At 49.2% G+C, this 14,488-nt stretch carries 13 protein-coding genes; 2 read left to right on the top strand and 11 right to left on the bottom strand.

What is annotated here, in order from left to right; translation table 11 throughout:
• From MKX74_RS06320 to MKX74_RS06290, 7 genes are all read right to left on the bottom strand, one after another.
• Positions 1–720 (bottom strand): HD domain-containing protein, encoded by a 720-nt coding sequence (locus MKX74_RS06320; RefSeq protein ID WP_341177842.1) that lies wholly within the window; start codon positions 718–720, stop codon positions 1–3.
• Between the two features lie 115 nt (positions 721–835).
• Entirely contained in the window at positions 836–1,447 is a 612-nt protein-coding gene (locus MKX74_RS06315; RefSeq protein ID WP_018886477.1) for a DedA family protein, read from the bottom strand.
• 102 nt (positions 1,448–1,549) lie between these two features.
• Positions 1,550–1,732: a hypothetical protein gene (locus MKX74_RS06310; RefSeq protein WP_341177841.1), complete on the bottom strand. Its 183-nt coding sequence runs from the start codon at positions 1,730–1,732 to the stop codon at positions 1,550–1,552.
• A 114-nt stretch (positions 1,733–1,846) separates the two neighbouring features.
• Positions 1,847–2,275 (bottom strand): hypothetical protein, encoded by a 429-nt coding sequence (locus MKX74_RS06305; protein WP_341177840.1) that lies wholly within the window; start codon positions 2,273–2,275, stop codon positions 1,847–1,849.
• Positions 2,276–2,414: 139 nt separating this feature from the next.
• Positions 2,415–2,576, bottom strand: a complete 162-nt coding sequence (locus MKX74_RS06300) for a hypothetical protein (protein WP_018886480.1) — start codon at positions 2,574–2,576, stop codon at positions 2,415–2,417.
• A 130-nt stretch (positions 2,577–2,706) separates the two neighbouring features.
• Positions 2,707–3,741 (bottom strand): sugar kinase, encoded by a 1,035-nt coding sequence (locus MKX74_RS06295; protein ID WP_341177839.1) that lies wholly within the window; start codon positions 3,739–3,741, stop codon positions 2,707–2,709.
• The gene (locus tag MKX74_RS06290; protein ID WP_341177838.1) at positions 3,728–4,789 is read right to left on the bottom strand and encodes an SPFH domain-containing protein; all 1,062 of its coding nucleotides are present in this window, start codon (positions 4,787–4,789) and stop codon (positions 3,728–3,730) included. Before MKX74_RS06290 ends, MKX74_RS06295 begins: the two co-directional genes overlap by 14 nt.
• A 219-nt stretch (positions 4,790–5,008) precedes the next feature.
• On the opposite strand from MKX74_RS06290, the gene MKX74_RS06285 reads away from it, so the two are divergent.
• Entirely contained in the window at positions 5,009–6,007 is a 999-nt protein-coding gene (locus MKX74_RS06285) for a polysaccharide deacetylase family protein (protein ID WP_341177837.1), read from the top strand.
• Positions 6,008–6,301: 294 nt separating this feature from the next.
• Positions 6,302–7,588, top strand: a complete 1,287-nt coding sequence (locus MKX74_RS06280) for an alkaline phosphatase (protein WP_445667304.1) — start codon at positions 6,302–6,304, stop codon at positions 7,586–7,588.
• A gap of 288 nt (positions 7,589–7,876) precedes the next feature.
• Here MKX74_RS06280 and MKX74_RS06275 read toward each other — a convergent pair whose 3' ends face one another.
• The 4 genes from MKX74_RS06275 to MKX74_RS06260 form a co-directional block, all read right to left on the bottom strand.
• The gene (locus MKX74_RS06275; protein WP_341177836.1) at positions 7,877–8,941 is read right to left on the bottom strand and encodes a Gfo/Idh/MocA family oxidoreductase; all 1,065 of its coding nucleotides are present in this window, start codon (positions 8,939–8,941) and stop codon (positions 7,877–7,879) included.
• Between the two features lie 228 nt (positions 8,942–9,169).
• Positions 9,170–10,219: a hypothetical protein gene (locus MKX74_RS06270; protein ID WP_341177835.1), complete on the bottom strand. Its 1,050-nt coding sequence runs from the start codon at positions 10,217–10,219 to the stop codon at positions 9,170–9,172.
• A complete protein-coding gene (locus tag MKX74_RS06265) occupies positions 10,216–12,069 on the bottom strand; it encodes an HSP90 family protein (protein WP_341177834.1) in 1,854 nt (617 codons plus the stop codon). Before MKX74_RS06265 ends, MKX74_RS06270 begins: the two co-directional genes overlap by 4 nt.
• A 451-nt stretch (positions 12,070–12,520) precedes the next feature.
• A complete protein-coding gene (locus MKX74_RS06260; RefSeq protein WP_341177833.1) occupies positions 12,521–14,377 on the bottom strand; it encodes a B12-binding domain-containing radical SAM protein in 1,857 nt (618 codons plus the stop codon).
• Between the last annotated feature and the right edge of the window lie 111 nt (positions 14,378–14,488).

The raw sequence follows: 14,488 nt of genomic DNA, 5'->3' as shown, positions 1-14,488 counted from the left end.
TCATTCTCCAGCAAAAATATCCTCTGCTTCCCATTCCTGCTCAAATTGCTTGAGAAAACCCTCCATATAGGCATGTCGACGATCTGCAGCCTTGCGAGCGGCCTCGGTGTGCATAAGATTGCGCAGCTTGAGCAGCTTCTCGTCAAAATGCTGAATCGTCGTTCCCTGATGACTGCGATACTCCTCCTCCGTTGCAAATTCCTGAGCTACTGTGCCCGGCTTATGCATAAGACGCCCGCGGGACCCTCCATAAGCAAAGGCACGTCCAATTCCGATGGCGCCGATGGCATCCAGCCGATCCGCATCCTGTACAATCTTGCCTTCCAACGTTCCCAGTGGCACGCTATGACCACCACTGTAGGACATATTTGCGATGATATCCATAACATGTGCCATGTCCTGCTTGTCCAGGTCTCGCCCTTGGAGCCAGTCCTGCACCTTGTTCAGTCCCTCTTCCTTGGAGGGATTCAGCTTAGCGTCCGCTACATCATGAAGCAGAGCTGCCAGTTCACAGATGGTTACATTGGCCCCTTCCTGCTTGGCGAGAGCTACAGCCATCTTTCTCACTCGATAAATATGCCACCAGTCATGCCCGCTACTATCGTATTGAAGCTGTTCCTTCACGTATTGCTCAGCCTGCTCCAGCAGTTCTGTCTTGTCTTCCGATTGCTCCAGACTCATCGTTATCACTCTTTCCCGAATATGTAATTTCAATCTCATTCTATTGTACAGGCTGGAATAGTTCAGCCAAGTCATTTCTGACACAGCATCCCCGTCCTGAAGCCGCTCATAATAGACTTATGAGGGAGACGTAATCAGGACGGGGATGCATGGGCTACGCTTTTTTTCTTTTTTTACGGAACCAGTAGATGACGAAGATCAGCAGACATGCAGCAATGAATGCATATGTAACGTTAGAATATACGTCCATGAAGGCCAGAATATCCTCCCAGCGATCTCCTAGTGCCGCACCGATTGATACGAGAATGACATTCCAGATGAGGGTACCTATCGTGGTGAAGAATAGAAACACCCAGAAATTCATACCGGACATTCCCGCCGGGATCGAGATTAGACTGCGAATCAGCGGTATCATCCGGCAGAACAGCACGGTCCAAGGACCATATTTATCAAACCAGGCATCCGCTTTGCGAATATCCTCTTTTTTGACTCGTAAAATATGCCCCCAACGCTCTACGATGCTCTCCATCCGCTCCACGCTCAGAATACGACCCACTCCATACAGAATGACAGCTCCGAGCACAGAGCCAATCGTTGCTGCAACGACTACACCCGGCACAGTCAGCTCCGATGTTGTGGTCATAAAGCCGCCGAAGGTCAGAATCACCTCAGACGGAATGGGCGGAAACACATTCTCCAAAGCAATCATAAGCATAATGCCTAAATAACCGTATTCCTCCATAAAGGACGTAATCCAGTTCTCCATAACTCCCCCTCTGTCCAAAGACGAATAAGATAGAACAATTCTACCAAGAATCAGAGGACTGGAGCAAACCCACCAAAGTAGTATTTGAAGGGGGCGTACGGTCTACCTTGCTACGAATTGGAGAACACCAATAATGAAGAAAAATAATGAGAACACAATTGGAATCCCTACCAGCACAATCAGGATAATTAACAGCTTCTTGGTCGTTCGATTCCTCTGCTCCATGATCTGCTCTATATGTGTGAGTCTTGAATTAATCTCCCGCAGTTGATGCTCCTGATCCATTATATAGCCTCCTTATTTGGATGATCTTTGTTCCTGCTTACACGTTAACGTTATGCTGAATAGGTCAGTCGCATGAGTAGAAGCTCACTGTGTACGTTTACTTCAGTCCGTTATTCAATCCTTATCGACAATTTTCCAGCTGTCACCCTCCTGCTTTCCCCGTTGAAGTACATAATTGTAATCCAGCTCATCTTCACTTCCGTAACGCTTCTCTTTGATAGGAACCACCACCTGGAAGACGTTCCGCTGCTCTTGAATCTGAATATCTCTTACAACTCTCGTATGGCTCACCCGGTAGGACGGCATCCCCTGTAAAGGAGTGTTCGAATGCAACAGCTCCAGGTACTCCTCCTCCTTACCTGCATTTAAAGATTCCAGACTACGATTAATTATGGAAATCACCTCACGTTCTTCTCCTGTATAGGCATCCTCATTGATATATACCGGAGAAGGCTCCAACGGGGCCTGTACTGGCGGATTCGTATGACAGCCGCTAAGAAGTATAAGTAGGGCTACCAGTAGGAAGGTATTTACATACTTCATGGAATCGCCTCCATTTTCACAATCTTATCATCATTCTACAGGATTTTCCTGTCGGATGCTGCAAAAAAACAGCAGATTGGCCTCAAGTGGCAATCTGCTGCGCATACTTCTTCAAGTCTAAAAGATATCCTCCAAGAGCTTAGGAATCAAGATCATCCGTGGCGGTCGGTGTGGTCTTGGATACCCATTCCTCTGCTTCTGGCTCAATGTCCTGTCCTTGGGACAGCTTCTTCTTCTCCATCAATGAATCGCCCTTCGGGTCTGGCTTATTCCGAACTTGATCCTCAGATAGATGCTCCATGCTCATCCTCCTTCAACCATAGATAGGGAAGACCTTGATCACTCAGAGTCTCCCGTTTATAGGTTATCCAAACATTCACAGATCCAACCAGCAGAGAGAGCATAAACGAACAGCAAGCTAATATCAGTTCCTATACAACCAGACTGCCAGCCTTGTCTGCTCTACGAATTATAGCTTCAACACCTGCATTGAATTCGAGATAATCCTCCTCCATACCGTCACTAAAGATCACGCCCTGCTCAGGCATTTGCGATGTGATTCGAAGCTGCTGGCCTTGCTCAATACAGCCGCAAGCTAATTCACCACCTGTTGTGCGGCTTACAAATGGCTCCCTTACTGTAAAGAACAACTCGGGTAAGCTCCAGCGACTATAACGGTTCATATCCATGCCTCTATTCTGCGCTATAGGCTGCTCTGTCTGTCGCTCCTCCTTCACAGGCTGTCGTTCGGACTGTCGAAGCTGATCGGAGGTCCATGACATCCGCTGGCCTGTTACCTGTTCTGCGACCCTTGAGGCTCCAGTCATTACACTGCTTAGCCATCCTGTAGAGCCGAGACCCGTCGAGACAATAACTCCGCTCGAAGACTGGGTCTCCTGCCGACCCTGGAGCTGAAGGAGATAGCGTGCAGATACATGAGTCCTGCGTCCGATGAACAGATCATTCACAGCGTAGATGATCTGACCGTCATTTAAAGTAGCCTGTGCCAAAGTCACTTCCCGGCTGGATCTATAGCCCTGAAGTACATCGCGCACAACGGCCTTAACATCTTGCACCAGAAAGGGGAGCAGTACACCGTCCCAGCGAAGAGGATCTGGATTCACAGCCACCAGCGGCTGGCCAGACAGATACTTCATCGTATTCGCTACGAGTCCATCCTGACCGAGGACCACGACGATATCCTCAGGACCGAATATAAAATTCGGCACATAGGCACGATTCACCAGCTGCACTCTCCCTAGCTCAGCAAGCTGCTGTTGCACGCTGGCAAGTGCTGCTTTATAATCCTGATCCTCCTGCATGTAATCTCCAAAATCCGCTCCCAGACGCTCAATATAAAAGCGGGCCTGCTGCACCGTATTGTAGCGAACCACCAACTCCGCAAGACGCGACTTTCGGGTAATCAGGACAAACTTGGCATCCCGCTTATTTTTATTTCCATCCATCGCCCCGCCGCTCCTTCGTCGTCCGCATATGATCGCTAGACCCCTCCATCAAGCCCTGCAGCAAGTCCGGGGTAATGTTCAGCTGACCAATCTTCTCTGCGTTCTCCGCCATCTCACGGAAGGCAATGGCAATCAGCTTATCCGGATTCATATCCATCTGAGTCATGGATTGCAGCAGAGCCGGCTCCACTCCCTCCAGTGAACGCATGACAGCTGTCAATTCATAGGCCTTGGCATCCGCTTCGGCCTTCTTGTTGGCAACAGCCAGCTCAATCAGCTCACGCTTGCGCTCCTCCAGAAGGGTGTCGTGGTTCAGTTGCTCCTCCTTCATCTCATTGTGCTTTTGTAGGGCGAAGCGCTCGGATTCCAGCTTGGCCTCCTGAATCTGCCTCTTCTTGGCCTCCACAGCGATTTCGGTATTCAGCTCATTCTCCTTCACACGTCGCTCCTGCTCAATCGAGGAATTACGTCGTTCATAGAGGGCATCGTCTGCCTGTCGCAATATTTCCTCCCGCGCCTCAGCCTCTAATGCTCGCAGCGTCTCCTTATTGGGCAGGATCGCCAGAATCGATAGACCGATTAGCTCAATTCCTAGCTGCTCCAGCTCTTCATGCACTCGAAGCTCCTGACGAATGCTGCCCGCCAGACGTTCACTTGATTGCAGTACCTCCTTTAGGGGCATATGCTCAATATGCTTCTGAATTTGCACCTTTGCCATATGAATGACGCGTTGCGACAGCTTATCCGGATCATCGGAGAGATGACGGTGCTTCCTGGGATCATAGGTATAATTCAGCAGTCGGGAAATGCGACGAAAATCTGTAATTCGATAAGTCAATTGTCCCTGCACCGTCACCGTCTGATAATCCCGAGTCATCTCATCGAACATGAAGGGTACATCAATAGATGAGACTGGGATAACCACAATCGAAGTCAACGGGGCATAATAATAAAAGGAAAGTCCCACACCTTCTTTGATTACCTTGCCGCTCCGGAACTTCATTACATATTCGCTTGGTTGAAACTTCACAAATTTCCATCCCAGCATCATGTCACCATCCTTTATCAAGTTTATTTCACCGTTTTGATATTATCTATTTGTTATTAACAAAATAATATCATCAAACAAACATATTATCAATATGTTAATATCAAGGTGTGTATGAAAAATATGATGACAAAATTGTCGTTCATCGTTACGCAAATCATGGTATCTTGGTAAAGTCTTCTGCCAAAGGCTTAATTTTGTGTCAAAGGGATTGAATCCATGAAATTACATAAGTTAAAAATAGTCTCGCTGATCCTGGTACTCACCAGCGTACTCGTACTCTTGTGCTGGAGCATGCAGGACTACTATCATTCACCGCTGCCCGATAAGGCCGCACATACCCGGACAGCCAATGCGGACAGGCTGGCCCGTCATATTTTCCATACCTCAGCTACACCAGATAAGACCTATTATCGCAATCAGGTGATCGTGCTCATGTACCACGATGTCAGCCCGAATCCGGTGGACGATAAATCCATTAGTGTTGCTTCCTTCCGTGCTCAATTAGAGGCGATGAAGGCGAATCATTTTCAATGGATCTCGATGGAGCAGTATGTGAACTTCGTCCTTCATGGTGCTCCTGTACCGGATAATGCTGTCCTGCTGACCTTCGATGACGGCTATGAATCGTTCTATACCAGTGCTTATCCTGTGCTGCAGGAATACGGCGCCCCAGCTACCAATTTCGTCATTACCGCTACAATAGACAACCCCAAGCATATCGGAGTTGCCAAGCTCTCGTGGGAGCAGATTCGTGAAATGCATGCCAAGGGAATTGATTTCTACAACCACACTAATGATTCGCACGGGTACGGTTACGTCAATGAAGAGCACACCAAACAAAAGCCGCTACTCATGGCCCCCATTCACTTGAAGGCGCTTGGACGCATGGAGACTCAGGCTGAATTTGAAGCGAGAGTGCTGAAGGATCTTCGGACGGCCAACAGCTTGCTGGACTCACAACTGAACAATCATCTGCACGTACTCGCCTTTCCTTACGGAGGGCATAATGCAGATACGCTGCGTCTTGCCAAGAGCCTTGGAATTGATGTGACCTTCACGGTGAAGCGGGGAATCAATGTCCCTGGCCATACCAACGGCTACCGAGTCAATGCAGGCGGAATGTATACAAAGGTTGAGGTGCTCATCCAGTACATGAAGCAGGGTGCACCGATGCGGCCACTGCCATTCTCAAAAGGCTATAATACCACCTCGTAGCTTCATAACCCTCACCAGCACAGCTATGCTGTGCTTTTTTCTATGCCCACAGCCCACACAGCACAACGAGCGTAAGCACAGACCTTCGACATGCCCTCTACCACTTACCAGCATCATACAGAAGTGTATTTCCCATATAATTAACAGTTCATTAACACAAATATGAACATATGATAATATTTCGAGTTTATCTTTATATGTAAGTATTTATATTCCACTCATTTCAGGAGGTAGTATATGTTATCCAAATTCAGCAAAAAGCTGATTCCTGCTACAATTTTATCAACCGTGATGATGGCCTCATTGCTTCCGGGAGCACAGCCGGCTGCAGCGGCTACCAACACTGGCGAGATCAAGAATGTTATCTTTCTGGTGGGAGATGGTATGGGCTTCTCTTACATTACGGCACACCGTTACATGAAGGACAACCCTAACACTCCACAAAAGGAATTGACCGCATTTGATCCATACCTGGTCGGTGCCCAAATGACCTATCCGGATGATGACAAGCAGAATATTACGGACTCGGCTTCCGCAGCAACAGCTATGTCAGCTGGTGTGAAGACGTACAATGCGGCTATTGCTGTAGATACCAAGCAGCAGGACGTGAAGACCGTGCTGGAGCAAGCGAAGGAAATTGGCAAGTCCACGGGTCTTGTAGCGACCTCCGAGATTACACATGCAACACCTGCCGCTTTTGGTGCGCATGACATTAGCCGCAAGAACATGGACGCTATTGCCAATGACTACTATGATGAATTGATCAATGGGGAGCATAAGGTGGATGTGCTGCTCGGAGGCGGAAAGACGAACTTTGTTCGTGCAGACCGTGATCTGACGAAGGAATTTACCAAAGACGGATACAGCTATGTCACCAACCGCGATGCTTTGCTGAAGGATAGCAACACCAAATTACTTGGCTTGTTCGCAGACGGTGGACTGGACAAGATGATTGACCGTACCAGCGCTACTCCTTCCCTTGAGGAAATGACGAACGCAGCGATTGATCGTCTGAGCAAGAATGATAAAGGCTTCTTCCTCATGGTTGAGGGTAGCCAGATCGACTGGGCAGGTCATGATAACGATGTTGTCGCTGCCATGAGCGAAATGGAAGATTTCGAGCGAGCATTCCAAGCAGCGATTGATTTTGCCAAGAAGGATGGTCATACCCTTGTAGTAGCTACTGCCGATCACTCCACAGGCGGCTTCAGCCTGGGTGCTGCTGGCGAATATAACTTCAATGTTGAGCCGATCAAGGCAGCTAAGCGCACTCCAGATTTCATGGCCAATGAAATTGCGGGTGGTGCAGATGTGGAGACGGTGCTGAGTCAATATATTGCACTTGAGCTGACACCAGAGGAGATCCAATCGGTGAAGGCTACGGTAGGTAAAGACGTGGCAGACATTGATAATGCGATTGAAGAGATTTTCAATACTCGCTCCTTCACTGGCTGGACCACAGGTGGACATACGGGTGAGGAAGTGCCTGTATACGCTTATGGACCAGGCAAAGAGAATTTCGCAGGCTTGATTGATAACACCAAGAATGCGGATGTTATTTTCGAAATTTTCAAAAAATAAGAGTTGCCTGGATAGAAACAGCAGCTGTGAATACAGCAGACAATATGCAACAGGTGTAGGCTCAGCAACATTGATGTAGATGCAGCACGTTCAGGAACTGCAACGCAGCAAAGGTCCGGAGATATTCTCCGGACCTTATTCCTTTTTAGGAACATTGTCTCCCGAAAAACGGGACTCCCCGCTTACAGCGGCTGTGTACACATAGTTAATCTGGTCAAGGTACTAGAACAACTACATCATTTATATGGAATACAATTTAGGCGCTATACTCCTTAATCTTGAAAGTGTCTAGAATAGATCGAAATCTCGTACAGCCTGCCCAGTGCGCGCCGAGGTGAAGATCGCTTCAATAATATTCAGCACCCGCAGCACCTCTTCATTACGCACGATCGGCACACCCGTCCCTTCTACTACCGCAACATAGTTGTCATAAAAGCTGCTCTCATGCTCAAAGGGCTGTGGCAGCGCTTCTGTAATCGTTGCTTCCTCCGAGGGAGGTGCCATGGTCTTCGTGAGCCCCACACCCGCCTGAATTGGCTTCGGTTCGATACGACCTACATCCTTGTTGCGTGTCACCACACGACCACTAAGCGACCAATCCTCGATGATGCCTGTACCTTCCGTTCCTTTCACATACCAGCGAGGGAGTGGAATATAATTGGTCGTTCCCACCTCTACCAGTGCAGAGACGCCATTCTCAAACTCCAGAATAGCCTCGAAGCCATCATCCACCTCATCACCGAGAATGTAGCTGAGCCGACCACTGATACTGGTAATCTTGCTATCCACCATGAAGACCAGCTGATCGAGCAAATGTACACCCCAATCCAGCAGCATGCCTCCTCCATATTGCTCCAGATGACGCCAATCGCCAGGAATACCATTCGCCCCATGTACACGAGATTCGATACGGAACAGCCCACCAATGGTCTCCTGATCATACATCTGCTTGATTATACGGAAATCCTCATCCCAGCGGCGGTTCTGATGCACCATGAGGATCTGTCCTGTCTGCTCGGCAACAGCTACCATTTCACGGAATTCCGCTACCGACAAAGCTACAGGCTTCTCGCAAATGACATGCTTGCCAGCCTTGAGAGCCTTTATGACCAGGTCCTTGTGCACATCATTTGGCGTAGCAATCAGCACTGTATCTACCATCGTGTCATTCAACACGGATGCATAGCTGTCATAGTTACGATAGCCATCCTGCACAGCGGCCTCTTGCCGATCTGTCTGAATATCATAAGCTCCAACTACACGGAGACTATTCGCCTGCCCAATGAGCTTGGCGTGATAGCTCCCCATGCCTCCATAACCCACAATCACAACTGCGTGCTGTCCTTGATTCATAGGAATCGTCCCTTTCAGCCTTGATAGGAAGAATACGTCACTCTCATTCTAGCCCGAAGCGAAGGAGCATAAAATGCACATTATGATAAAAACATGAACAATCTGGTTAATCTTTGGAGGTCATCAGCTTGGTTCGGGCGATAGCTACTGTGCCTGGTGCTATACTGCCGAGTATAGTCATAGATTTCTTGCTTTTTTTCTGCTGTAGTTGGCACTAAGCTCAGTCTATTAAAGCTTTGTGAGCAACTCGGTATAAAAGCTGTTGCCATTGCGCTGATCCAACCGTTGGGCTGTAGCTTGAGCCTGCTCCGCAAAATACAGAGCAAGACCCGGCAAATTCCCCGCATCTCCCTGATAAGGCAGCGAAGCCGGTAACACGGGTCGAAGTCCCTGCTCCTCCTCGGCAAGCTGTCGCAGTAACGCTGCTGAGGCTCCATCAAATTGTAGCTTCGCAATCGGATTCTCCAGATCAATGGACATCGCCACATGCTTCTCGAACACCTCTAGCGCCTTCATCGGATGAACTCTGCGCAGATATGTAATATGCCGAGCAATCGGAATCATGAAGTCCCTTTCCCCTTTGACCAGACGATAGCTCTTGCGCTCCAGCTTATCCGCCCGTTCCGTCTCGCCTCGTTCAAGAAGTGGAAGGAACAGATGGGACAGGGTCTTATGCGGAATCTCCCCACACGTCATACGTCCTGATACGATCGGCTCGGCCTTGCGCAACAGTTCATCAATGTTCCCTGCCACCTGCTCGTACTCTACGAATTGATCCTGCTCACAGGCGATACAGTCACTCATACCATCGCGCTCCATGCCCAAGACCTTGTCCATGTAGACTCCAGCCTCGGCAATGTTACCGCACATAAGGGCAACGAGACTTTTATAATAGTAATATGTGCGATCGCTGTAGCCGTATTCCTGATAGCGTGTCCTCATATCCTCCAGCAGATTATCAATCTGCTTCAAGCTGATCTCCGGAAATGCAGAGATGCTGTTCAGAATCCATTTATAGGACCATAGTAAGTCGAATTCGTCATAGGCTTCCGGCTCACGGTCGAACTGCCCCAGCATCCATGAGAAGGCTACCAGTGCCTTCATCGGATAGCCGCCAAAGGTCCCTGCTTCTACCATCTCTGAACGAGCCGCATATCCCTCCTCTACCAAATTCAGCACATCCGCTGTACGAATGGCCTCCTCCAAAAGAGCAATTTTGGCCCTGCCATTCGGCAATGCGTAGGCCTGACTCATCAACTCATCGAATTCGGTACTCATAGTGTATCCCCTCCATCATTTGTGCCCTTACGAGCTGTATCTGTTGCCAATCCCATATCTATAAAATGTAAAATTCCTTGATTGAGCACAGCCAGCTCTTGTCTATTCATCGGATAATGCCCCATCAGGAGCGAATTCACATAGAGCAGTTCAACTGCTGGCTTGAGCATGCTCGTCAGGCCTGCTTCGAATAAGCGCCCTACGAGCGGATTATCCAGGTTCAGATAGAGCGTGGAGTATGCGGCTTCACGGTATTTGGAGCCAAGGCTTCCCAGGACCGAGGATATGGCTTGCGGACTAATTTCCTCAGCAGCCTCCAGTGCCCGCATGTCAGAGGATTCCTTGGACAGTGTGAAGAGTGCTGGCAGCTCTGTTGGCTTGAAGCGCTTCAGCTCAACACGACAGCGAAAACGCTGCAGCACAGCATCCGCATGGAGCACCTGCTCATAAAAGCGCATCCGCTCCGCTGCTGTCACCTCCGTGAATGCAAGCGACACATCCTCCGGGATCAATCGCTCCGTGGCAACCTCAGGCAGGATGTCTGGCAAGGTTGCCAACAGCTCCGCATCGTACAGATAGCCACCGTTCACGACAAGTAAGGATTGAGCCGCAGCGACATGGGTAATCTGCCGATACTCGTCCAACGTTAATGTATAATACAGGGTTCTGCCTTCCTCCAGCAGCTCGCCTAGCTCCTTGGAACCGAAGGTACTCTCAAAGGGTAGCCAGCGATAAATCATTCGATAGAAGTTTTTATGCTCCATAGCCAATGACTTCATCGAGAGTGCGTGCAGACGTATCGTCTGGCGGAGTCGTTCCGGCTCTGAATCAGCCATCTGAACCAGCTCCTGACGCAAGGCTTCACCCAGCTCGGTCCGAACCTCCTCCAGACGTTCATTTTCATAGAAGTCCTCACGCGATGCTGTTGGCTGCAGCTCATCAGTCCAGATGATGCATTTTACGAAAAATGCCCAATCCGGCAGCACATTCTGTGCTTTGTCCGATACCAGCATGTTCCTCAGGTACACCCGATGGGTCTTCTTCGCATTCAGATTCACGGTCTGCGGCAATATATAGGCAATGCCTCCTGTACGTCCAGAGGCTGTCTGCAACGGAATAAAGTCATGGAAGCGTTCACCCAGCAGTCTTGAGCCGAATTGTAGTACCTCTTCCCGATGACTCCGTGCCAATCCTGGCTCCGTAATCCATGTTGGGCGCCATTCGTTGATCGTTCGGGTCTGCTCCTGATCCTGCAACTTGATTGGATAAGGCAGAAGCGCGCCATAGTCATACAACCATCCAGCCAGCAGCTCTGGCTCATAGTACAATTCGAAGCCAGGCTTGCAGCGCAAATATACCTTTGTACCTATCGACAGATCCATATCCAGCTTACGGATCGAGTAGGTGCCATCGGGCTTGCCTCTCCATTCGAGGGCGGGTCCCCCCTTCGCGGAACGGGTGATCATGACAATCTCATTGCTCACGGTGAAGCAGGATAGAAGGCCGATGCCAAACCGACCAATAAAGCCCGATTCCTGCAAGGGCTCCAGCCCTTCTCCCCGCTTGGAGGATTGACCGATCATCGCCAGAAACTCGTGAATATCCGCTTCGGTAAGACCGATACCATTATCCTCAATCATCAGAGTAGCCTCAGTGCCCGTACCCGTAACCTGCACCAGAATCTGCTCCTCATAGCCGGGGTCCTGGGCTTTGCGTGCCGTGATGGCGTCTATTGCATTTTGCATCAGCTCTCGTATGTACACCTTGGGATTACTATATAGATGATCTGATAGAATCTGAATCATGCCGCTCAGATTAACCTGAAAACGGTAATTATCCTGTTCACTCATGCTGTCACTCTCCTTTGTTATTTACGCTTTCCCCACTGTTAGACGTTGTGAACCACTGTGATTATAGCTGTGCGCATCGTCATCCATCCGATGGTACAGAGATTCTTTCCATGACAAAACAACAATCCAGGAACGCTGCAAGGCAGACTGTGACCGATCACACTCTTCTAGCAGTTACTGTACTGTTGTCAGAAATACGAATACCCGTTTGTAACACTTCTTCGATTTGGTGCAAATTGGATGTTAATTAATAGTATACGTGGAGGATGAATAGCTGGCAATAAGCCCCAAGTAGCATTAGCTCCGTCCAAAGTCCCTACATATAACAGCAAAAGAACCCGACTGCCTCAGCTATCTCAATAGAGTAGCCTAGGACCTTCGGGTTCATCTTGTTACCATCATTATTGAGTCGCTAACCAACAAGGCTCAGGTGCAGCTTCATATTCGATAGTTAAATAGCGGCAGCTTCCTGCTCCAGCTTCATCGTATAATAAAGAGGCTTCTGATTGTTCTGCTGTTGATATACCACCAGTACCAATGTACGACCCTGAGCCACTGCTGCGGCATCACCCGCAAGCACTGCTGATAGATCGAAGGGCAGGATTTCAAGCACCGCATGCTTCTGAAGCTCACGCTCTCCCAGTCGAAGCTCTGCAAATGCCGCTGTGCTCTTGCTCCCTGTCTCAAGCTCGCGCCCATGCCCACTATGTTCGAGCCCACCGTCCATATCCGTGATATCTCCTTGAACCGCCTGCAATTTCTCTGGCTGCTCGGCAGCCAGCTTCATATAGCTGCCCCACTCGTCCTTTTCCAGCCCAAAATCCCACCAGATCTTCCTCGGCTTGTACTTGTGATTCAGGAAGTAATCCAGCTTCATCAGGCCAAGAATGATCTCCATATTCTTCGTATCCCGCTGCTCCAGGAAAGAGTGCAGACGCATGAAGAGATCCTCCAGCTGATGACCGATCTTCTGCCAGCCCTGCCCCTCCCAGTAATCACCGAACTCCTGAAAGAAGTCAAAGGCAGACGGAAATTCCTGCTCCATCAGGAACTTCAAGGTACGATCCATCCGGTGCGCATTCCAATATTTCTCCAGTACATCCTCCAGACGCTTGAGTCGTACAATATCCTCGAAGGACAGAACATCATTGCTTAGCATCTCGTATGGAGCTACATCCATATACGTGTAATTGTACTTCTCTGCATCCAGACGCAGTCCGGTACCTCGAAGCATCTTCAGGAAGCCCAATTGCAGCTCCTCAGGCTCCAGTGCGAATACATCATTGAACGTCTTGCGAAATGTATTGTAGTCCTCCTGTGGCAAGCCTGCAATGAGATCCAGATGCTGATCAATCTTGCGGCTGTTCTTGACCTTCGTCACGGTACGCGTCAGCTTGGCAAAATTCTGACGACGCTTGACCAGTTCATTCGTCGGATCATTCGTAGATTGGACACCGATCTCGAAGCGGAAGATCCCCGGCGGAGCATGCTCTGCCAAATAATCCAGCACCTCGGGTCTCATAATATCCGCCGTAATCTCGAACTGGAACACGCAGCCCCGGTGGTTCTCGATCAGGAACTGGAACATCTCTAGAGCGTAATCACGCTTGATATTGAACGTCCGATCCACGAACTTGATAAGCTTAGCACCCTGATCAATCAAATAGATGATATCTGCCTTCGTTCGCTCGATATCATAGTACCGGACTCCAACCTCAATACTGGATAGACAGAATTGGCAGCTGAACGGGCAGCCGCGGCTCGTCTCAAAATAGACAATCCGATTCGCCAGCTCGGGAATATCCTCCACAAAACGGTGCGGTGAAGGCAAGTCATTCAGATCGGCCTTCGGGCGGCCTGGCATCAGAATGATCTCTTCTCCCTTGCGGTAGGCAAGCCCATAGACAAAATGGTACTTTCCCTTGCCCTCGATCTCCTGAAGCAGCTGATGGAACGACTCTTCTCCCTCACCCATGACGATGAAATCCACATTCCTGAGGCGCTTCATCCAGTCCTCTGTATCATAGGATACCTCGGGCCCGCCCAGTACAATGCGTACCTCGGGCATAACCTTTTTCACAATATCAATGACCTTGATCGTCTCTTCAATATTCCAGATATAGCAGGAGAATCCGATGACGTCCGGCTTGCGCTGGAATAAGTCCGATACAATGTTCATGACCGGGTCCTTGATCGTATACTCTGCCAGCTCAATGTCAAAATCCTTGTCACTGTAAGCCTTCAGACAACGAATCGCAAGACATGTATGAATGTACTTTGCGTTCAGCGTTGAGAGAACAACTTTCATAATTCACCTTCTTTATTTAAATTCGTAGGGCAGGTTGCTAGTGTCTTGACGGGAACCACTGTGAGTATAGAACCGTTGCAAGCAGGAGTCCTGTCGACCACAGATAAGCTT

It is taken from the genome of Paenibacillus sp. FSL K6-1230 (assembly GCF_038002385.1).
In the GTDB taxonomy this organism is placed as follows: Bacteria; Bacillota; Bacilli; order Paenibacillales; family Paenibacillaceae; genus Paenibacillus; species Paenibacillus massiliensis.
Note: the sequence above shows the minus strand (reverse complement) of the source record. Positions and strands in the feature narration are given on the sequence as shown.